Below are 24,868 nucleotides of genomic sequence, written 5' to 3'. Positions count from 1 at the left end.
TCTGCCTTCCGTTTGCGCACGTTCCACGTGAAACATTAGCGTGATGAATTCTGGCAACCATTCATGCGGTCGCAGATAAAAGCGCCTTTGCTACCGCCCGAACTTGAAAAGCGATTGAGAGTCGTCCAGCCCACGCGCCGACTGTATCCCACCCAACTTTCGCCATCCGAAGCCAACCCCGTGAAGAACGTGAGCTGGCCGTAACGGCTATTCGTTTGTGCCCAATAGCGCCGACTGGACGCATCAAAACCTCGTAGGTAGTTGGTGTTGCCAGCCGCCGCGACGCTGTAGGCATTGCCTCGCAGGTCTACACACGCGAGCAAATTCGCGCTACGGGTGCAGTTTGCCAAGAGCGGAGATTGGGCCGAAGCGAGGAATGTCCACAGCAATAAAGGGCTCGCCAGTATCAATTTCAAATGAATGCGCATGGATTGATCTCAGACCGACGGAACGGTGTGGTTGGAGGAAATGTACCGTTATACTATAACATCAACGCGACCGAACCCTGGAAATAGCCAAACCCAGGACACGAGCCGCCATCGAAGCGGACGCCTTATGAGGATATATCCATGCCCAACCGCCTTCCCGTAACCGTACTGTCTGGATTTCTGGGTGCTGGTAAAAGCACGCTGCTCAACCACGTCCTGCGAAATCGAGACAATTTGCGGGTCGCGGTAATCGTCAACGATATGAGCGAGATCAACATCGATGGCAGCGAAGTCCAGCGCGATGTCACTTTGAGCCGGTCAGAAGAAAAGCTGGTGGAAATGAGCAACGGATGCATTTGCTGCACGTTGCGCGAGGACTTGCTCGAAGAAGTCGGACAGCTCGCCCGGGAAGGACGCTTCGATTACCTGCTGATCGAGTCCACGGGCATCTCCGAACCGTTGCCAGTGGCCGAAACCTTCACTTTTCGTGATGAAGAAGGCCGAAGCCTGGCCGATGTGGCGCGACTCGACACCATGGTGACTGTGGTCGATGGGGTGAACTTCCTTCTGGATTACCAAGCTGCGCAAAGCCTGGCGTCACGGGGCGAAACGCTGGGGGATGACGACGAACGCTCGGTCACCGATCTGTTGATCGAACAGATCGAGTTCGCCGATGTGATTTTGATCAGCAAGATTGACCTGATCAGCCGGCAGGAGCGGGAAGAGCTGATCGCGATCATGCAGCGCCTCAACGCCCAGGCGCAGATCATTCCCATGGTCATGGGACAGGTTCCGCTGGGCCGAATCCTCGACACGGGCCTTTTCGATTTCGAGCGTGCTGCCCAGGCGCCTGGCTGGCTACAGGAATTGCGAGGCGAGCATGTGCCTGAAACCGAGGAATATGGTATCGCCTCGACCGTCTACCGGGCACACCGGCCGTTTCATCCCGAGCGCTTCTTCAACTTTATCGACCGTCCATGGCCCAACGGCAAACTCTTGCGTTCCAAGGGTTTCTTTTGGTTGGCAAGCAAACCTGACGAGGCGGGCAGTTGGTCCCAGGCCGGTGGCTTGATGCGCCATGGTTTCGCCGGGCGCTGGTGGCGGTTCGTACCGAAAAACCAGTGGCCGCAGGACGAAGAGAGCACCGCGGCGATCATGAAAAACTGGCGTGCCGCCACAGGCGATTGTCGTCAGGAGTTGGTATTCATTGGCCAGGACATCGACTTCAATCAACTCACCGCCGAATTGGAGGCCTGCCTGCTCACCGACGCGGAAATGGCCCTCGGCGTCGAAAGCTGGCGGCTGTTGCCCGATCCGTTCGGCCCATGGCATGAAGAGGCGGTAGCGTAATGCTCGCGCCGAATCTGAAAAGGACACTGCGGACACGGCAGGTCCAAGGCGATACACCGGGGATACTCACGCAGATCCTGGACGAGGGCACGAACCTGGCGGTCTGGCAGCGCCAGCTTCCCGCACACATCGGCGATTTTGCGGCACTGGTAGTTGCGTTGGACCAGTCGCTGGCCGAATCACGGGTGCTCGATCTGCCGGAAGAGGACACCCAGCCAGCGCTGCACGGTTTGGCTGCAGGTTTCAGCGACCTGCACGGCTATGAAGGTTTTATTGCCGACGTCTCCTGGCTGGTCAGCGCATTTGCTTGCCTGTTGGGCGCACAACGTGTCGGGCTGCGTCTGCGCACGCTGGATAAAGCCATGTGCCCGCGCTTTCACGTTGACCACGTGCCAGTGCGGTTGCTGACCACCTATGCGGGTGTCGGCAGCCAGTGGCTTGAGGAGGGGGTCATGGATCGCCGGCACCTGGCGCAACTTGAGGCCGAACCGGTGGACCCGCAAACCATCCAGCAGTTCGGTTGCGGTGATGTCGGTTTGCTTAAAGGCGAAAAATGGCATGGCAATGAGGGCGCTGGCCTGATCCACCGCTCGCCAGAACCCGCACCGGGGGAGCGCCGGCTGATTCTCACGCTGGACTGGTTGGCTTAAGGCTTGAGCCAGGTGCCCTGGCTTTGCCCTTCGCAAAACGGCTGCAAATAAGCGGCATCGCTTGCTACGCCGTAATAGTGAATATCCTGGCGGTAGGGCATATTGGCGACTTGGGCGTTACTGCAAACGCCGAACGCGCCGCCAGGACATTGATCGACGTATTGCACCTCGACCTTCTGGCCGGCAAGGTTTGGCTGGCAGAAACCATCGGCAAACAGCTTCTGTGGGATGTTGCGGTTCTGCTGGCAGACTTTCACATCGAGCCGCTCCGCCTGGCTGTGAACCACGCAGGCCTGGGCCAATGCCTGGTTTGACGTCAATGCCAGTAGTAACCAGCCGATCATCCGCATGTCCACCTCCATCGAAAACCGTCGATTATGTTGCAGCACATTCCCACCCATGTCATCGCCGGTCCCTTGGGCGCTGGCAAGACCAGCCTGATCAGGCACCTGCTGGCTCAACGCCCGGCTAATGAGCGTTGGGCGGTGCTGATCAACGAGTTCGGTCAGATCGGCCTGGATGCCGCATTGCTGACCCAGGCTGGCGATGGTATCGCATTGGGCGAAGTGGCCGGCGGCTGCTTGTGTTGCGTCAACGGAGCGCCGTTCCAGATCGGGCTCGGGCGTTTATTGCGCAAGGCCCGGCCGGATCGCCTGTTCATCGAACCCTCGGGCCTGGGCCATCCGGCGCAATTGTTGCGCCAACTGAGCCAAGCGCCATGGCTGGGTGTGCTGGCGGTGCAACCCTGTGTGTTGGTGTTGGATGCCCGGGCAATGGCAGACGGTAAGCCCTTGCCCGATGCGCAGCGACAAACCCTGGCGGATGCTGGACTGTTGGTGTTGAACAAATCCGAGACCCTGACACAAGTCGATCGTGAACAGCTGACGGCTCAACTGCCCGGGCGGGCGTTGTATTGGACGCAGCACGCAACGTTGCCGATCGACCGATTGCCAGGCCAGGCGGCTCGGGGTAGCGGGGCTGTGGATAACATGAGCCTGCCCCGAAGCTTGGGACAGATGCCAGCCATCTGGATCGACCCAACGCTGCCGATATGCCTGTATCAGCAGCAGGACGGTGGCTGGAGTATCGGCTGGCGCTGGCACCCCAGCCAACAGTTCTACGCAGCGGCGCTGGCACGTTGGCTACAAGACCAGGACTGGTTACGCGCGAAGATGGTTATCCACAGCGTTGACGGTTGGGTTTCAGCCAATGCACTGAAGGGGGCGGCGCTGGACTGGCAAACGAGTGAGTGGCGTGAGGACTCACGGATCGAGCTGATTTTCGATCAGCCGCAAGACATCGATCTTCTGCAAGCGGGCCTGATGAGCGCTCGGTATGCCTGAATCAGCCTCGTTTCAAGGCTTCCATTTGTTGTGTTCCTGGCGCCACTGGCTCAGCTCGATGACTTCAGCCCTGGGCCGCGTCTGGACCGGTTCAATCGGCGTAGGTTGGGCCTCTTCGAACGGCATCGGATAGGGAGCCAGTTCGATCTGTACGCTGTGGGCACCGAACTGAGTGACGGTGCCGCAATGACGGGTTTCGCCTGTCACCGTGAATTCGAAGTTATAGATACGCGCCAGGCGCCGCCGCCCACTGGCGTCCTTGACGAATCCAATCTTGCGCAACGCCACGTTGCCGTCCAGCAGCTCGATTTTCAGGTTGGCACAATGTTGCATGACCCGCGCCAAGGCCCGCTCGCGCAAGCCATGGTTATGCCACAGCCAGGCGCCGCCGGTAGCCAGCAGCATCAGCACGAAGATGTTTCCAAGGGTCAGCATGAACAAAGTGCTCCAACAAGTTGCCGTCAGCTTAACTGTGTCGTCGGTGTGTCGTACAGGCTGCGTTTAGTCGCATACTGCGCGGCTTGAATTTCATTCGTTTTACGGAAATTTCCCGCATGAAACGTACGCCTCATCTGCTTGCCATCCAGTCTCACGTGATATTCGGTCATGCCGGCAACAGTGCCGCCGTATTTCCGATGCAGCGGGTCGGCGTCAACGTGTGGCCTCTCAATACCGTGCAGTTTTCCAATCACACGCAATACGGGCAATGGGCCGGAGAAGTGCTCGCGCCGGCACAGATACCGCTGTTGGTAGAGGGTATCGCGGCCATTGGCGAGCTGGGCAATTGCGACGCGGTGCTGTCCGGTTATCTGGGTAGTGCAGCCCAGGGACAAGCCATCCTGGCGGGCGTGGCGCGGATCAAGCGTTGCAACCCCAAGGCGTTGTATCTGTGTGACCCGGTCATGGGGCATGCGGAGAAGGGCTGCATTGTCGCGCCCGAGGTGAGCGAGTTCCTGCTGGAAGAGGCCGCTGCCGTGGCTGACATCATGTGTCCTAACCAACTGGAGCTGGATAGCTTCTCCGGTCGCAAGGCGCAGTCATTGCTCGACTGCCTGGCCATGGCCCGTGCTCTATTGGCCCGTGGCCCGAAAGTCGTGCTGGTCAAGCACCTGGCTTATCCCGGCAAGCCCGAAGACAGCTTCGAGATGCTGTTGGTAACGGCTGAGGGCAGTTGGCACCTGCGCCGTCCCTTGCTGGCGTTCCCGCGCCAACCTGTTGGAGTGGGTGACCTGACGTCGGGGTTGTTCCTGGCACGGATACTGATGGGGGACAGCCTGCTGACGGCATTCGAGTTCACCGCTGCGGCTGTGCATGAAGTGCTGCTGGAAACCCAGGCGTGTGCGAGCTACGAATTGCAGTTGGTACGCGCCCAGGACCGCATCGCCCATCCGCGAGTGCGCTTCGAAGCCACGCCGATCAGCCTTTGATCGATGGGACATCCTGCGGGAGCAAGCTCGCTCCCACAAGGATCGCGGCGGCAGGTTAAGGCCCGTCCGCCTTGATTTCCTGATAGCGTCTCTCCAGTTCCTGGCGAATCTGGCGGCGTTGCTGCGCTTGTTCGTAACGGCGTTTCTCTTCGCTGTTCTGCGGTTGCAGCGGCGGGACGGGGGCGGGCTTGCGCTGGTCGTCCACCGCAACCATGGTGAAGAAGCAGCTGTTGGTGTGGCGAACAGAGCGCTCACGAATGTTTTCGGTCACGACTTTGATGCCCACTTCCATCGACGTGTTGCCGGTGTAGTTCACCGACGCCAGGAAAGTCACCAATTCGCCGACATGAATCGGCTCGCGAAAAATCACCTGGTCTACCGATAAGGTCACCACGTATCGGCCGGCGTAACGGCTGGCACAAGCGTAGGCCACTTCATCCAGGTACTTGAGCAAGGTGCCGCCATGGACATTGCCAGAGAAGTTGGCCATATCGGGGGTCATCAAAACCGTCATCGACAGCTGGGCGTTTCCGGGTTCCATAACGTTCTCACGGTTCAAGGCAGCAGTTTCGAGGAGGCGCCTCTGTGGGCGCTGGAGTGTGGTTATCAGGTTCTAGCCACTCCTATCGGGACGCTGCGCCAGGGCTTGCCGTCACGCTTGGGTGGATCTGTTTCCATATATTGCACCGTCTTTTTGCAAGAAGTCCCGGTGTTAACCTGCAAAAACCTGTCATGCCGGGCGATTCCTACAAAAGAAACGGACTTACCCGACTCCAGATTGAGTCGTTTCAACAAGGAGCCCAATATGCACGCCACCAGTTTTATTCAAGACCTGGCGATCATCATGCTGGCGGCAGGGTTGGTCACCGTACATGGGGCGGCGCGCTGTTCTTGTCACTGCCGTTCCTGATCGCGGCGTACCGCAAGCTCAAGGCCTTGTCGATGCTGTTGGCCGAAATGGGCTGTTAAGCCGGAGATGGCCGGTCGCCACACCCAACGAGTACGGCGCGTGATCGCCGAAGTGATCCCGCTCCTTTCGCTGCTGGTGATCTTCCTGCTACTGGCAGCCTTGTCGGCCAGTATCTTGCCGACCAACAAGTGGCTGGTATTGATCGCGGTGGCGGCTATTGCCGTGGCGGCGCTGCTCTGGAGCTGGTTTGTCCGCCTGCATACGCGGATGCAGGTCGCCTTACTCGAAACGCTGGACAATCACAAGGGATCGTCCGGGCATTGACCTGCACCGGACTGGCCAATCAGCTTTCCAACCAGACATCCCGCGCCCAGTGCCAGACCGACTCCCAGGTCTCTTCGGCAACCAGTTCTTCCTCTGCTTGCCACAGCACCACGGTGCCGTCTTCTTCGACGCAGTAGTAGTCGTCGCCATCCTGGCAGATCGGAATCAGGCTGCGGTCGACACCGGCATCCCAGGCGTTGGCGGCCACATCCGGCAGGTAGGTGTGGGATTGCGGATCGGTGACGGTCACAGGTTCCAGGCTTCCATAAACGACATCGCTGACGGTTAGCAAAAACTCCCTGAAGACGAATGGGATATCGATGAACAGTTGTTCCTCGATCTCTACCAGCAAGTCTTCGTCGGGCAACTCCAGCGGGACCGGTACGGGCTCGTTGGCTTCACGCAATTGTTCGATGATTTCTTCCACGTCCGGGGATCCTCTTTCTCGATGGCGCGGGTTTATATGGAGCGGTTTATACAGTAGCTCGCTATAGATGCAACCGCGGAATAGAAAACCCCGGCCTGGGCCGGGGTTCTTTTATTTCAACATGCAAAACGGGCAAAGGTTCAACCGTTCTGGCGAATACCTGCCACCAGCCAAGGCTGGTCATCGCCCTGGGCGCGTTCCATGTTCCAGCTTTCGCTGAACGCTTCGCCTTTGTCGAAGCGAGAATCCTTCGACACACCGCTGAAGGTCAGGGTGGCGATGGTCTTGTCGGCGCGATCGTCGACGCCATCCAGTTGCACCTGCAGGTTGTCGATGTAGGTGGACTGGAAGCCATCACCCAGCTCGGCCCGCTCGCGCTTTAGGAACTCCAGCAGTTGCGGGGTCACGAACTCGGAGATCTTGTCCATCTCGTTCGCGTCCCAGTGCTGTTGCAGGGCCATGAAGTGGTTGCGCGCGGCTTCGATGAAGCGTTGCTCGTTGAACCAGGCTGGCGCGTTGATGACCGGACGAGCGGCCACAGGCGCTGCCGAACCACCGAAGATCGAACCGCTGGCAGGCTGCTGGTTGAACTCTTCGCGTTGCATCGGCGCGTGGCCGGCCGGAGCGAGTTGCTCTTGCTGCTTGCGACGACGAGCGGCAATGAAGCGGAAGACCAGGAAGGCGATGACCGCCATGATCAGGATGTCGAAGATCTGCATGCCCTGGAAGCCGTCGCCCATGAACATGGAGGCGAGCAGGCCACCGGCGGCGATACCGGCCAGAGGGCCGAGCCAGCGCGAAGCGCCGCTGGCCTTGGTGGCCGCGCCAGCAGCACCGGCCGCACCCGCGGTGGCGGCAGTAGACCCGGCGGCAGACGACGGCGCCATCTGGCTGGTCTGGTGAGTCGGGGCTGCGCCCGAGCTTTTACCACCGCCAAAACGCTTGGCGGCATTGGCGTCGATGGCCATCGTCAGGCCGATGCACAACGCCATGGCGATGCTAAGAAAACGTTTCATATAAAGGCATTCCCATTTGTGGATAGCACGCGCGCCATGTTGCACAGGTGAACTGTTGCTGGCTAGCGGCAGAGTGTTTCGGGCTTTTGCGTGACAGGTAAGGTTCAGGTTCCGCTACGCAAGCGGGTCTGTTCGCTTTGGGCTGTAGGAAAGGTAAACAAGTTCTATCGGAAATATTCTGGCGTTACCAAACAACCTGTGAGAGCGAGCTCCCACAGGGTTCCTGCAAGGCCTTTAGATTGCTTCCAGCTTGGCGTACCCCAGCATCAGCCATTTACTGCCTTCGCTGAAGTTGACCTGGACCCGAGCCTGGGCACCGGCGCCTTCGAAGTTGAGGATCACCCCGTCGCCGAATACCGAATGTCGCACGGCCTGGCCCAGGCTGAAGCCGGTTTCCGGAATGTCGCTGCCGCCAAACAGGCTGCTGGCGCTTTGTTGCTGGCTGCCGCCGAACGGTCGACTGACACTGTTGGACAGACGCACTTCCTGGATCAGGCCCTTCGGCACTTCCCGTACGAATCGCGACACTTTGTTGTAGGTCTCGCTGCCATACAACCGTCGGGTTTCGGCGTAGGTCATCACCAGGTTCTGCATGGCCCGGGTGATACCTACGTAGGCCAGGCGCCGTTCCTCTTCCAAGCGCCCAGGCTCTTCCAGGCTCATCTTGTGAGGAAACAGTCCTTCCTCCATTCCCACCAGGAACACATACGGGAACTCCAGACCCTTGGCGCTGTGCAAGGTCATGAGCTGGATGCTGTCTTCATGCTCATCGGCCTGGGTGTCGCCTGCTTCAAGGGAGGCATGGCCGAGGAAGGCCGACAGAGGGGACAGGTCTTCATCTTCTTCGGTATTTTCGAAGTTGCGCGCGGCGCTGACCAGCTCCTCGAGGTTTTCCACCCGAGCCTGGCCTTTTTCGCCTTTTTCCGCCTCGTGATAGGCAATCAGGCCGGATTGCTCGATGACGGTCTGGGTCATCAGGTGCAGTGGCATTTCCTTGCACTTGGCGGCCAGGTCTTCTATCAAGTCCATGAACGCTTTCAGGGCGCCGGCGGCACGGCCGGTGACGCCTTTGTTGTCGACCAGCAGGCGCATGGCTTCCCACATCGACACGTGGCTGTGGCGGGCATGGTCGCGAATCGCTTCGACGGTTTTCTCGCCAATGCCTCGCGTCGGCACATTGATTACCCGTTCCAGGGCCGCGTCGTTGCCGCGGCCTTCGATCAGGCGCAGGTAGGCCATGGCGTTCTTGATTTCGGCGCGTTCGAAGAAGCGCTGCCCACCATAGATGCGGTAGGGGATCCGTTCGCGAAGCAAGGCTTCTTCAAGCACCCGCGATTGGGCGTTGGAGCGATACAGGATGGCGATATCGCTGCGGGCCAGGCCGGTTTTCAACGCGCTCTCGATGGTTTCCACGACATAGCGGGCCTCATCGTGTTCGTTGAACGCGGCGTAGAGATTGATCGCCTCGCCTTCGTTGCCGTCGGTCCACAATTCCTTGCCCAAGCGGCCGGTATTGTTGGCAATCAGCGCGTTGGCGGCCTTCAGGATGCCAGCGGTGGAGCGATAGTTCTGTTCCAGGCGAATGACCTCGGCATCGGGAAAGTCCGCCGAGTATTGGTGAATGTTCTCGATCTTGGCGCCACGCCAGCCATAAATCGACTGGTCGTCGTCGCCCACGACCATCAAGCTGTCGCCGCCCTTGGCAAGCAGGCGCAACCACGCATATTGAACGGCGTTGGTGTCCTGGAATTCGTCCACCAGGACGTGTCGGAAGCGCCGCTGGTAGTGCTCCAGCAGCCCCGGGTGGTCGCGCCACAGGTCCAGCGCTCGCAGCAACAGTTCGGAGAAGTCGATGACACCGGCACGCTGGCACGCCGCCTCGTAGGCTTCGTAGATGCTGCGCATGGTCGCCAGGAACAGGTCGCCACTGGCCTGGATATGTTGCGGGCGAAGGCCTTCGTCTTTCTGCCCGTTGATAAACCACTGGGCCTGGCGGGCAGGCCAGCGCTGTTCGTCCAGGCCCAGTTCGCGGATGACGCGCTTGACCAGGCGTTGCTGGTCGTCGCTGTCCAGGATCTGGAAGGTCTGGCTCAGCCCGGCTTCCTGCCAATGGGCCCGTAACAGGCGATGGGCCAGGCCGTGGAACGTACCGACCCACATGCCGGCCGGGTTGATGCCCATCAGCTGTTCGATGCGATGGCGCATCTCGGCGGCGGCCTTGTTGGTAAAGGTCACCGACAGGATCGAATGGGGCGAGGCGTTCTCGACCTGGATCAACCAGGCGATACGGTGCACCAGCACTCGGGTCTTGCCGGAGCCGGCACCGGCCAGGACCAATTGACGGCCCACGGTGGCAGCAACTGCCTGGCGTTGGGCATCGTTTAGGGAGTTCAGCAGAAGGGAGAGATCATCGCGCATCGAGGCATTCTAGGGTGCGGCGCCACCTCGGGCAAACCGAGCTTTGCGTTGGCCGACAAAACACCGCCTGCTGATGACCGGTCAGTCAGTGCCCGCGAGCATCAGCGGGACGCGCTTGCGATGATCGGAACCCAATTGAATCGGCATTTTTTTCGTGATTTTTATGAGGCAGGGCAGTGTGGGATGGCCTTTGGCTTGTGTATGCTCGGTGCTCGTTTCGGGTGCACCATGCTCCCCTGAATAAGAACAAGAACATCACCTATGACCCTCAATTCCGATCTGGCGGGCCCCTGTGTCGAGCCGCGGATCATTTGCAAGCAGTACGCCACGGAAATGGCGGTCGAACGCACAAGGTTGTTGTACCAAGGCTCACTGCTGCCCACCTTGTTCATGCTGATCAATGGCTTGGTCTGCGCGGCGCTGCTATGGGAGCCGCCGCGCTATTTCCTGGTCAGCGTATGGCTGGTTTGGTTGCTGTCGCTGGTGGCGTTGCGGGTAATCCAGGTGGCTGCTTTCGATTCGGCGATGCCAAGTCGTCAGGCACATCCGGTCTGGTTGCGCATGTTTCTATTGGGTTCGGCCATGACCGGCCTGACGCTTGCCGGTGCGGGTATTGCCCTGGTGCCGGCGGGCAGTTTTCAGCAACAGGCCTGGGTGTTCGGCTTGATCGGCGCGGCCACTCTGTCTGCCAGTGTTGCCTATGCGGTGAGCCTACCGGCGTTCCTGTCTTTCACCTTGCCCTGCTTGTTGCCGGCTATCGGTTATCTGTTTTGGGGCCCGGACGAAAACCACCGTGGCTGGGGTTGGCTTGGGCTGGTTGTACTGGTTTCGCTGAGTGTCGTGGCTTGGCAGGTCAATCGGCTGATCCAGAACGGCATGTTGCGACGATTCCAGAACCAGGCGTTGATCGAGCATTTGCAGCAAACCCAAGCCCGCGGTGCACAGCTTAACGAGGCGCTGGGCCGGGAGGTCGAGCAACGTCGCTCGGCCGAAGAAAAATTGCGCGCGGCCCAGGTTGGCTTGGAGGCGCGAGTCGCGCAGCGCAGTCTTGAACTGGAGGCCGCCAGCCAGGCCTTGAGCAAGAGCGAAGCGCGCCTGGCCCTGGCCCTCAAGGCCAGTGAGCTGGGGTTGTGGGACTGGAACCTGCAGACCGATGAAGTCCATCACACTCAACTCAAGGAGCTGTTTGGCCTGGAGCCCGAATACGTCACGGCGATGCTCAGTCATCTGACTCCGCGCCTGCATCCCCAGGATCTTCCGGCCCTCAAACGCGCCCTTGTCGAACATCTCAAGGGTCGCAGCGAGGATTACCAGATCGAATACCGCGTGCGCCACGGCGATGGCCATTGGGTCTGGATCGAGGACCGTGGCCGGGCCGTGGAGCGCAGCGCCAGTGGACGGGTGCTGCGCATGGTTGGCACCCGGCGCGACATCAGCATCAGCAAGGAACTCGAACAGCAACGGCAGTTGGCGGCTACGGTGTTCGAAGCCGCCAGCGAAGGCATCGTGATCTTCGACCCTCATTATGTGTTGCTCGCTGCCAACCAGGCGTTCACGCGAGTGACCGGCTTCGATATCGCGGACATGTTGGGCCGCAATGTGGTCGATCTGCCCTGCAGTCGCGATGCGCGCCGGCATTATCCGTTGATCCGCCAGGCCCTCAAGCAGTACGGCACCTGGCAAGGCGAATTGGTGGAAGCCCGCGCCAACGGCGAACTCTACCCGCAGTGGCTCCAACTGAACGTAGTGCGTAATTCGCGGGGAAGTGTCAGTCATATCGTCGGCTTCTTCGCCGATCTTTCCGCCCGCCGCGAATCCGAAGAGCGAATGCGCTACCTCACTCATTACGACGAGCTCACGGGACTGGCAAATCGATCGCTGTTTCGCGAGCGCCTGAACGAAGCCCATCAGCGGGTGCGTCAGGGCGGCCGGCGTAGTCTCGCCTTGCTGCACATCAACCTGGATCGTTTCAAGCTGCTCAATGACAGCCTTGGCCATGACATCGCCGACCAGCTTCTACAGAAAGTCGCCCGGCGTCTGATCAATGCACTGCCCGAAGCCGACACCATCGCCCGGCTATCCGGCGATGAGTTCGCCGTGCTGTTCGACGCCTATGGCAATCTCTCGAGCCTGGCGCGAGTAGCGACCCGGCTGGCGGCCAAGCTTCGCGTGCCGGTGATGATAGACGGCCATGAACTGGTGGTCAGCGCTTCCATTGGCATCAGCCTGTTGCCCGATAACACGCGGGAAATTGCCACGCTGGTGAGCCAGGCGAACATGGCCATGCAGCATGCCAAACATCTGGGAGGCAACAATTTCCAGTTCTACACCGAGAGCCTCCAGGCCAGCACGCTGGAGCGCCTGCAACTGGAAAACCAGTTGCGCAAGGCTTTGGAAGAGCAGCAGCTGAAAGTCTTCTATCAGCCAAAACTGTGCCTGGCGACCGGTCGTCTGAACGCCGCCGAGGCGCTGGTGCGCTGGGATCACCCGGCTATGGGTCGGGTTCCGCCGGGGGAGTTCATTGGTCTTGCAGAAGAGACCGGCTTGATCGGGCCGATTGGCGAGTTCGTGTTGCGCCAGGCTTGTTGGCAGGCGTGCGAATGGCAGCGCCTGGGGCTCGCGCCGATCAGGGTGTCGGTCAACCTGTCGGTGCACCAATTACGCCAGGGCAAACTGGTCAGTCTCGTGCGGCAAGTGCTGGAAGAAACCGGACTGGACCCTCAATACCTGGAACTGGAACTGACCGAGAGCCAGTTGCTCGACAGCGTCGAACACATTATTGCCACGTTCCAGCAACTGCGTGACCTTGGGGTCAAGCTGGCGATCGACGACTTTGGCACCGGCTATTCATCCCTGAGTTATCTCAAGCGCATCCCGGTGGATTACGTGAAGATCGATCAGGCGTTCATTCGAGGACTGGGCGAGGGCAGCGTGGACACGGCTATTACCCGGGCAATCATCGCCATGGCCCATGGATTGTCGCTCAAGGTAGTGGCTGAAGGCGTGGAGCGGCAGGAGCAGCTCGAATTTCTCAAGAACGAGCGTTGCGATGAGGTGCAGGGGTACTTGATCAGCCGACCGGTGGGAGCCGAAGGGCTGGCTGCGTTGTTAAGTGCGCAACCTGGGGTGACTGAACCGGGCGTCAGATAACTTCCCATCGGACAACTAAGCCGCCCGACAGGAAGTTCCAGAGCGTGTGTTTAGTGAGTGATCAGAACTTCATCGATGTAATGAAGTAGCTGTCCTTCGAAAAAGATACTTACACTAGTTACATTGGAATCGCCCAGCTCTTTGTACTCGACAAGCTTTTCGGTGAGTACTTGTAGCGAAGCTCCGTCGGAGTTTTGAAGGATCAACTCCAATCGCAGATCACAAGAGGTTTCCTGTTTGTCGCTCCGGACCAGAGTCGGGATAACGCCGGAGTTTGCTACGGTTACGGTACCAAAGGTACGGAAAGATGCAGCGCCTGGCATACGGTCGATTTGTGCGGTCCAATCTTTAGTCGTGATTGTCATTGGGTAAACTCCTGTTGTTAAAGTTATTTGCTTCCTGCGGGAGCCAATATATCGGCTTCGACTTGATGGTGTTAGCTTGATTGTGGCTGGTATTGTAAGAAAAGATGAGATTTCGATAACTTGCTTGGTTGTGCTGTTAGGTCTTCGGGCTGTTGTTGCGTGGGTATATGGCTGAAGGACTGCAAGTAATTGAATGGTGACCGCTGAATCAGTAGACAGTTTTCTCGAAACTTGAAGTACAGGACGGGACTGGGGTCAGCGGATCGGCCGCGATGGCGGTTTGCGTTACTGCACAGGCTGCTACATCGGGTGATCCTCGGCCAAAACAAAGGGGCAGCGAGGCAATCCAGTTACGTTTTGGACGGGCAAAGAGCCAATTCTTGTAGTATAACTACAAGCTTGCTACATCCCGGCACCTGCCCATAACAAGAGTCCAGTCCCTTGAACCTGTTGCAACACATCGCCCAGTCACGCCACCTGCTGCGCAAATCGGAGCTGAAAGTCGCCGATCATGTACTGCTTGATCCTGCGGCCGTGATGCACAGTTCGATGGCCGATCTGGCCCACAGCGTTGGCATCAGCGAACCGACTATCGTGCGTTTTTGCCGGGCGATCGGTTGTTCGGGTTTCCAGGACTTGAAGCTGAAGTTGGCGCAAAGCCTGGCGGCCGGTGCGAGCTTCGGCCAGTTCGCCATTCATGAAGACGATTCGGTCGCGGACTACAGTCTTAAAATCTTCGACACGACGCTGCACACGCTGATGGAAGTTCGCGAAAAACTCGACCCGGTGGCGTTGCAGAAAGCCGTGACGGCCATGTCCCAGGCCCAGCGTGTCGAGTTCTACGGGTTCGGTGCCTCCGGTGCGGTGGCGGCCGATGCCCAGCACAAGTTTTTCCGTTTGCTGCTGACGGCAGCGGCTTATTCCGACCCGCACATGCAAGCCATGTCAGCCGTCACGTTGAAGCCGACCGACGTAGCAATCTGTATTTCCCAATCGGGGCGTTCCAAGGATCTGTTGATCACCGCCAACCTGGTGCGCGAAAGCGGTGCCTCGCTGATTACCTTGTGCCCGAGCCAGACGCCGCTGGCGGAGCTCTCGACGGTGAACCTGGCCATCGACGTGCACGAAGACACGGAAATCTATACGCCGCTGACCTCGCGTATCGCCCATCTGGTCGTCATCGATGTACTGGCGATGGGCGTTGCGATGGCGCGCGGTCCGAGCCTGGTCAACCACCTCAAGAGCGTGAAACGCAGCCTTCGCAGCTTGCGGTTGTCGCCAAAGTCGGTGAAGGCGCTGGACGACTGAGCGCTGGTCTTGGAAGTCAGGGGCTTTTGTGGCGAGGGTGCAAGCTCCCTCGCCACGGATCATTTGCCCGAATTCATCGTTCTGTAACGGTCGCGCCGCCAAACCGTCATCGCCCACCGTCATCGTAAAGCTCCCGTATACGTCTTGGGAGTCTCGACATGACCCAGTCCTACGAAGAACGCAGCGCCGCCAAAACCCGTCGCCAGCAGGAAGACCAGCGCCGCATGGCGTTCCGTCGTGCCATCGAAGACCGCTATGAGCAACGTCAGCTCCTGGCACAAATCAGCGAATACCCTGACCTGACGGAAATCAACTACTGGCAGGCAACGCCGGCGGCCTCCCGTCGAAACGCTCAACCAGGCCGATGATCTGCGCACGTTCGCCGCGAACGAAGGCCAGGAAGGCATGAGCAACCGGCGACAAGCGCTTGGCCCGGGCCTGCACCAGGCACCAACTGCGGTACAGCGGTAGCTCCTCCACCGGCAACTCGATGAGTGCGCCGGACGACAGTTCCCGGCTTACGGCGTGGCGCGTCAACAGCGCCACGCCCAGCCCGGCCACCACGCACTCGCGCTGGGCTTCGGCCGACGCCACTTCCAGCGTCTGGGTGAAATGCACCCGTTTCTCCTTGAAGTATTCCTCGCACGCCAGCCGCGTGCCGGATCCCGGTTCGCGCAGCAGCAGCGTATAGGGCTCCAGATCCTGCAAGCGCAGCGGGCCCAGGTGGCACAGCGGATGATCGGGCGGGGCCACGGCAACGATTGGATTGTTGAGGAACGGCAGGAATTCCAAGCCCATGTCCTGAGGCACCATGGACATGATCACCAGGTCATCCCGGTTGTCCGAGAGCCTGCGGATGACTTGGCCGCGGTTGACCACCGTAAGGTTCAAATTGACCTCCGGGTGCTGGCGCTTGAACGCGGCGAACAGGTGCGGGACGAAGTACTTGGCGCTGGACTCCACCGCCAGCTTCAGTTGCCCCTGCAACGATCCCTGCATGTCCGAGAGTTGCATGTCGAGGTTTTCCAGGCGTCCAAAGATGTCTCTGCTGGCCCGTTGCAAGGCTTCGGCGGCTTCGGTCATGTAGAGTTTCTTGCCGACATACTCGAACAATGGCTGGCCAATCAGCTCCTCTAAGGATCGAATCTGTAGGCTGACGGCCGGTTGCGTGAGGGACATTTCATCAGCTGCACGGCTGTAGGACCTCAGGTCGCACACCTCATTGAAAATCTGCAGTTGACGCAATGTCATACGCATCAATGACTTACGCATCTTCTAAGCACTCTGGGGCGGGGCGGATAGCTCAACTATAAGTCTTTGCTTATGCATGACCCAATAATTATTCATTTTTGTTAATCCCCAGCCGGGACTAGTGTGGAGCTGCGACCAATTGTTACATCTGGTCACGCATCGGCCTGGACCCCAGGCCGTGGTATCACCGGCTCAAGGGAACCTCCAATTGATAACAAAGATCCTGATCGCCAACCGTGGTGAGATTGCCGTCCGCATCGTACGCGCTTGCGCCGAGATGGGCATTCGCTCGGTCGCGGTCTACTCCGACGCGGACCGCCATGCGTTGCATGTCAAGCGTGCGGACGAGGCCCACAGCATCGGCGCCGATCCGCTGGCCGGCTACCTCAATCCGCGCAAACTGGTGAACCTGGCGGTGGAAACCGGCTGCGATGCCTTGCACCCCGGCTACGGTTTTCTCTCGGAAAACGCCGAACTGGCGGACATCTGCGCTGAACGCGGCATCAAATTCATTGGCCCCTCGGCGGAAGTCATTCGCCGCATGGGCGACAAGACCGAAGCGCGCCGCAGCATGATCAAGGCCGGCGTGCCGGTCACGCCGGGAACCGAGGGCAACGTTTCGGGCATCGAAGAGGCCCTGGCCGAAGGCGATCGGATCGGTTACCCGGTGATGCTCAAGGCCACGTCCGGCGGTGGAGGGCGGGGTATCCGTCGCTGCAACAGCCGCGAAGAACTCGAACAGGCCTTCCCGCGTGTTATCTCCGAAGCCACCAAGGCGTTTGGATCGGCGGAAGTGTTCCTGGAGAAATGCATCGTCAATCCCAAGCACATCGAAGCGCAGATCCTGGGCGACAGTTTCGGCAACGTCGTGCACCTGTTCGAACGGGACTGCTCGATCCAGCGCCGCAACCAGAAGCTGATCGAAATCGCCCCGAGCCCGCAACTGACCCCTGAGCAGCGCGCCTATATCGGCGACCTGTCGGTGCGCGCCGCCAAGGCCGTGGGCTATGAGAATGCCGGCACCGTGGAGTTCCTGCTCGCCGAAGGCGAGGTGTACTTCATGGAGATGAACACCCGGGTGCAGGTGGAGCACACCATCACCGAAGAGATCACCGGCATTGACGTTGTTCGCGAACAGATTCGCATCGCCTCCGGACTGCCGCTGTCGGTCAAGCAGGAAGACATTCAGCACCGTGGCTTTGCGTTGCAGTTCCGCATCAACGCCGAGGACCCGAAAAACAACTTCCTGCCCAGCTTCGGCAAGATCACCCGCTACTACGCCCCGGGCGGCCCGGGTGTGCGCACCGATACAGCGATCTATACCGGCTACACCATTCCACCGTTCTACGATTCGATGTGCCTGAAGCTGGTGGTCTGGGCGTTGACCTGGGAAGAAGCGATGGACCGTGGCTTGCGAGCCCTGGATGACATGCGCCTGCAGGGGGTCAAGACCACCGCCGCGTATTACCAGGAAATCCTGCGCAATCCGGAATTCCGCAGCGGCCAGTTCAATACCAGCTTCGTTGAAAGCCACCCTGAACTGACCAATTACTCGATCAAGCGCAAACCCGAAGAGCTGGCCTTGGCCATCGCCGCCGCCATTGCCGCCCACGCAGGCCTGTAAGGAATCATGACAATGTCCAAGAAGATCCACGTTACCGACACAATCCTGCGCGACGCCCACCAATCGCTGCTCGCCACCCGCATGCGCACCGAAGACATGCTGCCGATCTGCGACAAGCTCGACAAGGTCGGCTATTGGTCGCTGGAAGTCTGGGGCGGCGCGACATTCGACGCCTGTGTGCGCTTCCTCAAGGAAGACCCGTGGGAGCGCCTGCGCCAACTGCGTGCGGCGCTGCCCAACACCCGCCTGCAAATGCTCCTGCGCGGGCAGAACCTGCTGGGCTACCGTCATTACAGCGACGACGTGGTCAAGGCCTTTGTCGCCAAGGCTGCGGTGAACGGTATCGATGTGTTCCGCATTTTCGATGCGATGAACGACGTGCGTAACCTGCGGGTCGCCATCGAAGCGGTGAAAGCTGCCGGCAAGCATGCCCAAGGCACCATCGCCTACACCACCAGCCCGGTGCATACCATCGAGGCGTTCGTGGCCCAGGCCAAGCAAATGGAAGCCATGGGTTGCGATTCGGTGGCGATCAAGGACATGGCCGGTCTGCTGACCCCGTATGCCACCGGCGAGCTGGTGAAAGCGCTGAAGACCGAGCAATCGTTGCCGGTGTTCATCCACTCCCACGACACCGCCGGCCTGGCCGCGATGTGCCAGCTCAAAGCCGTCGAAAACGGTGCCGATCACATCGACACCGCGATCTCCAGCTTCGCCTGGGGCACCAGCCATCCGGGTACCGAGTCGATGGTTGCCGCTCTCAAGGGCAGCGAATTCGACACCGGCCTGGACCTGGAACTGCTGCAGGAGATCGGCCTGTACTTCTACGCCGTGCGCAAGAAGTACCACCAGTTCGAAAGCGAGTTCACCGCCGTGGACACCCGCGTCCAGGTCAATCAGGTTCCGGGCGGGATGATTTCCAACCTCGCCAACCAGTTGAAAGAGCAGGGCGCACTGAACCGGATGAACGAAGTGCTGGCGGAAATCCCGCGAGTACGCGAAGACCTCGGCTTCCCACCGCTGGTGACCCCGACCTCGCAAATTGTCGGCACCCAGGCGTTTTTCAACGTGTTGGCCGGTGAGCGCTACAAGACCATCACCAACGAAGTGAAGCTCTATTTGCAAGGCGGCTACGGCAAGGCGCCGGGGTCGGTGAACGAAAAACTGCGTCGCCAGGCCATCGGCAGTGAAGAGGTGATCGACGTACGTCCGGCCGATTTGCTCAAGCCGGAGATGACCAAGCTGCGTGGCGAAATCGGTGCGCTGGCCAAATCCGAAGAAGACGTGCTGACCTATGCCATGTTCCCGGACATTGGTCGCAAGTTCCTCGAAGAACGCGAAGCCGGCACCCTGACCCCGGAAGTGCTGTTGCCGATCCCGGAAGCGGGCAGCGTGAGCTCCGCAGGCGGCGAAGGCGTGCCGACCGAGTTCGTCATCGACGTTCACGGCGAAACCTACCGCGTCGATATCACCGGTGTGGGCGTCAAGGCCGAAGGCAAGCGTCACTTCTACCTGTCCATCGATGGCATGCCGGAAGAGGTGGTGTTCGAACCACTCAATGAGTTCGTCGGCGGCGGCAGCAGCAAGCGCAAGCAAGCCACTGCGCCAGGCCACGTCAGCACCACCATGCCGGGCAACATCGTTGATGTGCTGGTCAAAGAGGGCGACGTGGTGAAGGCCGGCCAAGCGGTGCTGATCACCGAAGCCATGAAGATGGAAACCGAAGTCCAGGCGGCCATCGCCGGCAAGGTCACCGCCATTCATGTGGCCAAGGGCGACCGGGTCAATCCGGGCGAGATCCTGATCGAGATCGAAGGCTGACTTCAACAGCCTCGATGCAACGTTTTACCTCGGGGGAGCAGGTGCTCCCCTTTTTTTCGCCCGTCAGAACATCATCCGCCACTGGCCCATCAACGTACCGTTGCGGTTGTCCTGGCCCGTTTCGCCGCTGTAGTTCAGCCCCAGCGTCTGCCGTGGTGAAACGGCCAGGTCCAGCCCGGCTTCCAGGAGCAGACTGTCACGGTCCAGCTCGATACCTTCGACGGTATAGGTCGCGCCAGCGCCGAGCAGGCGTTGACTGGAGCGGCCCCTGACCTCGCCGTACAGGTGTTTCCAGCCCAGATTCAAGCGCGGTGTCAGGCGCATGCCTTGGTCGAACACAAACGGACGGGCGAGGCGCAGGCCGAGTTCGCTGTTGTAGTGTTCCTGGGTTTGGCTGTCGTACTGCAACGCGGCGTCGCCACCTTTTTCCGAGTAGGCGTCGCGTTGATAGCGTTGGTAACCGACTTGGAAATACGGCTCGATATCGAAACGACCGACGTCCAGCTGGTAGCCAACCTGCCCGAAGACCTGTTGCGTCGTGGCGTCGTAACGACCCTTGAGGCGATCCCTGAATCCGTTGAAGGCAACGTTGCGCTGGGTGCTGCCGTCATGGCTGCCATACACGGCACCCAGGCGCAGCGCCAGCGGCCCGTCCTGGCGCAAGGCGTATGCGCCTGCGAGCCAACTGTCCAGCGCGCCTTCGAATTGATAGCTGTCCAGTCGTGTCTGGGTTTTGCTGCCAATGACGCCCAACCGCCAATTGGAGCTGACAGCCCAATCGGTTCCCAGCATGAGGCCCTTGGTCGAATGCTTGAGGGCAAAGTCGCCCCATTCCTTGGCGAGGCTGCCGCTGTTGCCGATGACCTGGACCCAGACCTGGCCGTTGTCATGCTTACCCATTGGGTTATTGCGGGCCATGGCGGAAAGCATTCCCGAGCTGATCGGTGCGACGCTGCTCAGGGTGGCGTTGCCCAGGTCCGCCGTGTCGTAGCCGCCCAGTTGGTCGATGGCGTCGGCGGCTGTTGCCATGTTGGTGCCGAGCAGGGCGTTGATGGCGGCGTTGGGTTTTGGGGGGGCGCCCACAGCTATCTTTGGCGGTTCGTTAGGATTTGAAGCTGAATGATTGATTTGCGGCCCGGGGACCGAAATTTCAGGATCTGCCTGCATTCGTTCGACCCGTTGTTTAAGGATATTGTCTAAAACCTCCTGGCCTTTTTTAGTGGGCGTGAGTTCTTGGAGTGGGTCTTTCTTGAGTGCAAGGGTCAGTCCTACTTCCCCCCTGCTGTACTCAGGCGTCGCTGTCATCAGGGCCAATTCGTTGATGACGTTTCCGAACTCCCCTTCGATTTGCTGCGCCTTTATCACGACGTGTTTGTTCGCGCTGATAGACTCGCCCGGCAAGGATGTGATCTTCAACGTCGCATTACCCAGCTTCGCTGTCCCACCAACCGTGATCGTGGCGCTGCCGTTCTCCGCATCAATTCCATAAGCCAGCGTCGCGCTTTTGGAAAATATAAGGTCGTGGATGACCGAAGGGGCACCAATGTCAGGACCGACTTTCATCAAGCCCCTCACGTCCAGTGCATCGACCGTCCCGTTGCCGCTGAACGTTCCTTTGTTTGCGACGAACACGGGCCCGCCCACCGTACCTCGGTTATCGAAGATGCCGAGCACATGCACCGCGCCCTCTATCTGACCGGTGTTGGCTAACCTGGCCTTGGCGTCGACCAGGCTTGCACCGTTGAAAGCGCCCTCGTTGGACCATTCGCCTTGCTTGAGGTACAGGTCCTTGAAATTGCTTGTTTGACCGATTAAGCCTCCCTTGGCGATATCCAATTGCAAGACATTGGTCCCCCCGCCGCCGTCAGTAAGCCCGAACAGTTCGCCTTGCTTAATGACTGTCACCAAGTCATTGCCTTCGCCCAGGGTCAGGGGGGCTTCTTGAAGCTCGATTACTTTTTTGGGATTCGTATTTGGCGCCGCCATGAACGCCTTGAGGCGGGCCTGCGCCTGGGCGGTTGTTTCAACAATGGCGGGGGCCTGGGCAACGGACTGAGCCATCGAAACCTCGGCACAGCCAAGCGCCAAAGCTATCGCCAACGCGAGATGCTGGGGCAGGAATAAGTGTTGGGTAGACATTGAGTGCGACCTGTAATGAATAAGGTCACACTCTAAAAATTTCACCCTGGGCGGCGATGCCAGCCAACTTCTCGCCGCGGGCACGACTTGGTGGATGACACTTGTAGGCCAGTCGTGTGCCGTGCCCATTATCGTCGCGATGGCTGGCGGGGCTTGTGGCTTTACCCTACAGCATGTTCATACACAGGCGGTCAGCTGCGCTTGAGATAAGCCTTCCCATAATGCCGCTCCATCCGCGCCTGAATCAGCTCCAGTCCAATGGACATCAACCAATAAATAATCGCCGCCGTCGTCAGCATCTCGATATAGCGATAACTGGAACGACCGTAAGACTGCGCCAAAAACATCACCTCCCAAACCCCCATCACCGAGATCAAGGAGGAGTCCTTGAGCATGGAAATGAACTGATTGGTGGTCGGCGGGATGATGGTGCGCATGGCCTGGGGCAGGGTGACGCGCCAGAAGATCACGGCTTCGCTCAGGCCCAGGGCAAGCGAGGCTTCACGTTGGCCATGGGGGACGCCGAGGATGCCGGCGCGGAAGATTTCGCTCAGGTAGGCGCCGTAGTTGAGCGACAGCGCGATGATCCCGGCGGCGATGGCACCGGGGACAACGCCCAGTTGCGGCAGGCCCAGGTAGATCAGCAGGATCTGGATCAGCAACGGCGTGCCGCGAAAGAACGACGCGTAGAAACTGGCGATGCCGAACGCCACCGCACTGCTGGACAGCCGCGCCAAGGCGGTGATGAAGCCCAGCACTGAGGACGCGACGATCGAGCACAGGCACAGGAATAACGTCAGCACGGCGCCCTGCAAAAAGCCATTGGGTGCCAGATGCAAACCGAGCAGGTTTGGCAGTTTGTCGAGGATGATCGAGAACTTCAGGTCGAAGCTCAGGAAGAAACTCGCGAACAGCACCAGCATGGCCGCCCAAGTCAGGTATAGCCGGGTGCGAAAACCGAAGATTTTCCGCAGGCGTGATTCAGCCACCGAAGGCGGTGGCTGAGGCGGTGGGAAAGAAGTCATTGGCTAATGTCGGCGCCGATCCATTTTTGCGACAGCTTGCTCAAGGTGCCGTCCTGTTTCAGTTGGGCGAAAACTTCACGCACCTTGCTGTTCCACTCGGCGTCGCCCTTTTCAATGGCCACCGAGTTGGGCTCGGAATACAGCGCTTCGCCGGCAAGTTTGAAGCGCTTGTCTTCGGTCAGGCGTGGCTGTGCGGTCACCAGGTTGGTCAGTACCGCGTCCAGTCGCACCCCGGCACCCAGGCCCAGGTCCTGGAACGCGACGTTGTCGGTGTCGTACGGGGCGATTTGCACGTTCTCGAACGGGTAGCTCAACCGGGTATCTTCCGCACCTTCGATCACCAGGTTCTTGTTCAGGTAACTCTCGTAGCTGGAGGCGCTGGTCAGGCCGACTTTCTTGCCGCTCAGGTCCTTGGCGCCGTGAATGCTGTCGTCCTTGGCGTTGACCACGATCACCGCGGGCGACGCGTAGTACTGCACCGGGAAATCGAACACCTCGGCGCGTGCCTTGCTCGGCGTCATGGAGCAGATGCAGATGTCGTAGCGCCCGCTCCAGTGACCCGCCGCAATCACATCCCACGAAGGCGTCTCCAGGCGCAGCTTCACGCCCAGTTTTTCGGCGACCGCCTTGGCGACGTCCACGTCGAAACCGTCCAGTTGGTTCTGGTCATTGAGGAACGAGAAGGGCGGGTAGCTTTCCATCAGCACGCCGACGAGCTCTTTTTTCTGTTCGATACGATCCAGGGTCGTGCCAGCGAGTGCCTGCGACGACGCAGCCAGCAGACCCAGGCCCAGGGCCAGCAACGGTTGAAATTTCATGAGCGATCCCGGGTTGAAAAATAGGTTGTGATTGGCGGAAGAGTGCGCATTAAATAGTTATAAGAACGACTCCGGTAGTGAGTATTTTTCATAAGCTTATGAGTGAATCGCATATGGGCGCTGTAACAGTCATTCTCGATGGCGGCATGGGCCGTGAATTGCAACGCCGTGGCGCGCCGTTTCGACAGCCTGAGTGGTCGGCGCTGGCACTGAGCGAAGCGCCCCAGGCCGTGGAGGATGTCCACGCGGCGTATATCGCCAGCGGCGCCAACGTGATCACCAGTAACAGTTACGCCGTGGTGCCGTTTCATATCGGCGAGGCGCGTTTCGCTGCAGAAGGCCAGGCCTTGGCCGCGCTGGCCGGTGAGCTGGCGCAGCGGGCGGTGCAGGCCTCAGGCAAAGCGGTGCGAGTGGCCGGATCGCTGCCGCCGCTGTTTGGTTCCTATCGGCCGGATTTGTTCGACGCCAACCGGGCCAGTGAACTGCTGGCGCCGCTGGTGAACGGCCTGGCGCCTCACATCGACTTGTGGTTGGCCGAGACCCAGAGCTCCACGGTCGAAGCACGGGCGATTCACGCCGGGCTGCCGAAGGACGGCAAGCCGTTCTGGCTGTCGTTCACCTTGAAAGACGAAGACACCGATGAAGTGCCGCGCCTGCGCTCCGGTGAACCGGTGGCGGACGCCGCTGCAGTGGCGGTCGAGTTGGGCGTCGAGGTGTTGTTGTTCAACTGCAGCCAACCGGAGGTGATCGGCGCGGCCATCGATGCGGCGCGGGATACCTTCGAGCGTTTGGGGGTAAAGATCCACATTGGCGCCTACGCCAATGCCTTCCCGCCGCAACCGAAGGAGGCGACGGCCAATGATGGGCTGGACCCGCTGCGCGAAGACCTTGACCCTCCAGGCTATCTTCAGTGGGCGGCGGATTGGCAAAAGCGCGGGGCCAGCCATCTGGGCGGTTGTTGCGGCATCGGTCCGGAACATATCGCGGTCCTGGCGCAAAACCTGGGCTGAGCTTGCTCGTGCTCTGTCCCTGCGAACATGGGACAGGGCACGTTGAGCGGACCTGTTGCATAGG

The 24,868-nt window shown here is 59.8% G+C and carries 23 protein-coding genes and 1 pseudogene; 12 read left to right on the top strand and 12 right to left on the bottom strand.

Annotation, left to right across the window (positions count from 1 at the left end):
- Nucleotides 1–35 precede the first annotated feature (35 nt).
- Nucleotides 36–428: a glutamine synthetase gene (locus J3P79_RS26960; protein ID WP_434607121.1), complete on the bottom strand. Its 393-nt coding sequence runs from the start codon at nt 426–428 to the stop codon at nt 36–38.
- 141 nt (nt 429–569) lie between these two features.
- Between J3P79_RS26960 and zigA the strand changes: the two genes are divergently transcribed.
- On the top strand, nt 570–1,778 hold the full coding sequence (gene zigA, locus J3P79_RS26955) for a zinc metallochaperone GTPase ZigA (protein ID WP_434607119.1): 1,209 nt from the start codon (nt 570–572) through the stop codon (nt 1,776–1,778).
- Nucleotides 1,778–2,428 (top strand): DUF1826 domain-containing protein, encoded by a 651-nt coding sequence (locus J3P79_RS26950; RefSeq protein ID WP_434607117.1) that lies wholly within the window; start codon nt 1,778–1,780, stop codon nt 2,426–2,428. The genes zigA and J3P79_RS26950 overlap by 1 nt, the downstream gene beginning before the upstream one ends.
- Here J3P79_RS26950 and J3P79_RS26945 read toward each other — a convergent pair.
- On the bottom strand, nt 2,425–2,778 hold the full coding sequence (locus J3P79_RS26945) for an NADH:ubiquinone oxidoreductase (RefSeq protein ID WP_434607115.1): 354 nt from the start codon (nt 2,776–2,778) through the stop codon (nt 2,425–2,427). The two genes, J3P79_RS26950 and J3P79_RS26945, sit on opposite strands and share 4 nt — an antisense overlap.
- A gap of 27 nt (nt 2,779–2,805) precedes the next feature.
- Between J3P79_RS26945 and J3P79_RS26940 the strand changes: the two genes are divergently transcribed.
- Complete coding sequence (locus J3P79_RS26940) at nt 2,806–3,771, top strand: CobW family GTP-binding protein (RefSeq protein ID WP_434607113.1); 966 nt, start codon at nt 2,806–2,808, stop codon at nt 3,769–3,771.
- A gap of 12 nt (nt 3,772–3,783) precedes the next feature.
- Here the strand turns inward: J3P79_RS26940 and J3P79_RS26935 are convergent, their stop codons facing one another.
- Nucleotides 3,784–4,206, bottom strand: a complete 423-nt coding sequence (locus J3P79_RS26935) for a DUF3301 domain-containing protein (RefSeq protein ID WP_434607111.1) — start codon at nt 4,204–4,206, stop codon at nt 3,784–3,786.
- A gap of 119 nt (nt 4,207–4,325) precedes the next feature.
- On the opposite strand from J3P79_RS26935, the gene pdxY reads away from it, so the two are divergent.
- Nucleotides 4,326–5,198 carry a pyridoxal kinase PdxY gene (gene pdxY, locus J3P79_RS26930; RefSeq protein WP_434607109.1) on the top strand — a complete coding sequence of 291 codons (873 nt, stop codon included), beginning with the start codon at nt 4,326–4,328 and terminating at the stop codon, nt 5,196–5,198.
- A 55-nt stretch (nt 5,199–5,253) separates the two neighbouring features.
- On the opposite strand, the gene J3P79_RS26925 is transcribed toward pdxY, so the two are convergent.
- A complete protein-coding gene (locus J3P79_RS26925; RefSeq protein WP_039593237.1) occupies nt 5,254–5,739 on the bottom strand; it encodes an acyl-CoA thioesterase in 486 nt (161 codons plus the stop codon).
- Here J3P79_RS26925 and J3P79_RS26920 point away from each other — a divergent pair.
- Both J3P79_RS26920 and J3P79_RS26915 read left to right on the top strand, forming a co-directional pair.
- The gene (locus tag J3P79_RS26920; protein ID WP_434611634.1) at nt 5,662–6,108 is read left to right on the top strand and encodes a hypothetical protein; all 447 of its coding nucleotides are present in this window, start codon (nt 5,662–5,664) and stop codon (nt 6,106–6,108) included. The two genes, J3P79_RS26925 and J3P79_RS26920, sit on opposite strands and share 78 nt — an antisense overlap.
- A pseudogene (locus J3P79_RS26915) lies at nt 6,072–6,432 on the top strand (cation:proton antiporter); the annotation flags it as partial. The gene J3P79_RS26920 and the pseudogene J3P79_RS26915, both read left to right, overlap by 37 nt.
- Nucleotides 6,433–6,451: 19 nt before the next feature.
- Here J3P79_RS26915 and J3P79_RS26910 read toward each other — a convergent pair.
- The 3 genes from J3P79_RS26910 to uvrD all read right to left on the bottom strand — a co-directional run bounded on the left by J3P79_RS26910 (nt 6,452) and on the right by uvrD (nt 10,293).
- On the bottom strand, nt 6,452–6,859 hold the full coding sequence (locus J3P79_RS26910; RefSeq protein WP_024616886.1) for an SMI1/KNR4 family protein: 408 nt from the start codon (nt 6,857–6,859) through the stop codon (nt 6,452–6,454).
- Between the two features lie 140 nt (nt 6,860–6,999).
- On the bottom strand, nt 7,000–7,875 hold the full coding sequence (locus J3P79_RS26905; protein WP_434607107.1) for a Tim44 domain-containing protein: 876 nt from the start codon (nt 7,873–7,875) through the stop codon (nt 7,000–7,002).
- A gap of 234 nt (nt 7,876–8,109) precedes the next feature.
- Nucleotides 8,110–10,293, bottom strand: coding sequence for a DNA helicase II (gene uvrD, locus J3P79_RS26900; protein ID WP_434607104.1), 2,184 nt, complete (start codon nt 10,291–10,293; stop codon nt 8,110–8,112).
- Nucleotides 10,294–10,554: 261 nt separating this feature from the next.
- Between uvrD and J3P79_RS26895 the strand changes: the two genes are divergently transcribed.
- The gene (locus tag J3P79_RS26895; RefSeq protein WP_434607101.1) at nt 10,555–13,443 is read left to right on the top strand and encodes an EAL domain-containing protein; all 2,889 of its coding nucleotides are present in this window, start codon (nt 10,555–10,557) and stop codon (nt 13,441–13,443) included.
- A gap of 50 nt (nt 13,444–13,493) precedes the next feature.
- On the opposite strand, the gene J3P79_RS26890 is transcribed toward J3P79_RS26895, so the two are convergent.
- The gene (locus J3P79_RS26890; protein ID WP_434607098.1) at nt 13,494–13,808 is read right to left on the bottom strand and encodes a hypothetical protein; all 315 of its coding nucleotides are present in this window, start codon (nt 13,806–13,808) and stop codon (nt 13,494–13,496) included.
- Nucleotides 13,809–14,249: 441 nt separating this feature from the next.
- Here J3P79_RS26890 and hexR point away from each other — a divergent pair, with 441 nt between their 5' ends.
- Both hexR and J3P79_RS26880 read left to right on the top strand, forming a co-directional pair.
- A complete protein-coding gene (hexR, locus tag J3P79_RS26885; protein ID WP_003187110.1) occupies nt 14,250–15,116 on the top strand; it encodes a transcriptional regulator HexR in 867 nt (288 codons plus the stop codon).
- Nucleotides 15,117–15,274: 158 nt separating this feature from the next.
- Nucleotides 15,275–15,484, top strand: a complete 210-nt coding sequence (locus J3P79_RS26880; protein WP_045154558.1) for a PA3496 family putative envelope integrity protein — start codon at nt 15,275–15,277, stop codon at nt 15,482–15,484.
- On the opposite strand, the gene J3P79_RS26875 is transcribed toward J3P79_RS26880, so the two are convergent.
- Nucleotides 15,426–16,388: a LysR family transcriptional regulator gene (locus J3P79_RS26875; RefSeq protein WP_434607095.1), complete on the bottom strand. Its 963-nt coding sequence runs from the start codon at nt 16,386–16,388 to the stop codon at nt 15,426–15,428. The genes J3P79_RS26880 and J3P79_RS26875 overlap by 59 nt on opposite strands.
- A gap of 187 nt (nt 16,389–16,575) precedes the next feature.
- Between J3P79_RS26875 and J3P79_RS26870 the strand changes: the two genes are divergently transcribed.
- Together J3P79_RS26870 and oadA are read left to right on the top strand one after the other, a co-directional pair.
- Nucleotides 16,576–17,991, top strand: coding sequence for an acetyl-CoA carboxylase biotin carboxylase subunit (locus J3P79_RS26870; protein ID WP_434607093.1), 1,416 nt, complete (start codon nt 16,576–16,578; stop codon nt 17,989–17,991).
- 12 nt (nt 17,992–18,003) lie between these two features.
- Entirely contained in the window at nt 18,004–19,812 is a 1,809-nt protein-coding gene (gene oadA, locus J3P79_RS26865; protein ID WP_039593246.1) for a sodium-extruding oxaloacetate decarboxylase subunit alpha, read from the top strand.
- Between the two features lie 63 nt (nt 19,813–19,875).
- On the opposite strand, the gene J3P79_RS26860 is transcribed toward oadA, so the two are convergent.
- The 3 genes from J3P79_RS26860 to J3P79_RS26850 all read right to left on the bottom strand — a co-directional run bounded on the left by J3P79_RS26860 (nt 19,876) and on the right by J3P79_RS26850 (nt 23,794).
- Entirely contained in the window at nt 19,876–22,080 is a 2,205-nt protein-coding gene (locus J3P79_RS26860; protein ID WP_434607090.1) for an autotransporter outer membrane beta-barrel domain-containing protein, read from the bottom strand.
- Between the two features lie 62 nt (nt 22,081–22,142).
- On the bottom strand, nt 22,143–22,976 hold the full coding sequence (locus tag J3P79_RS26855) for an amino acid ABC transporter permease (protein WP_434607087.1): 834 nt from the start codon (nt 22,974–22,976) through the stop codon (nt 22,143–22,145).
- Complete coding sequence (locus J3P79_RS26850) at nt 22,973–23,794, bottom strand: ABC transporter substrate-binding protein (RefSeq protein WP_434607086.1); 822 nt, start codon at nt 23,792–23,794, stop codon at nt 22,973–22,975. The genes J3P79_RS26855 and J3P79_RS26850 overlap by 4 nt, the downstream gene beginning before the upstream one ends.
- 113 nt (nt 23,795–23,907) lie before the next feature.
- On the opposite strand from J3P79_RS26850, the gene J3P79_RS26845 reads away from it, so the two are divergent.
- Entirely contained in the window at nt 23,908–24,804 is an 897-nt protein-coding gene (locus J3P79_RS26845; protein ID WP_434607084.1) for a homocysteine S-methyltransferase family protein, read from the top strand.
- Nucleotides 24,805–24,868 lie beyond the last annotated feature (64 nt).

Source organism: Pseudomonas sp. R1-7, from assembly GCF_051132105.1.
Taxonomy (GTDB): Bacteria; Pseudomonadota; Gammaproteobacteria; order Pseudomonadales; family Pseudomonadaceae; genus Aquipseudomonas.
The sequence above is the reverse complement of the archived record's forward strand: the minus strand, read 5'-3'. Positions and strand labels throughout refer to the sequence as shown.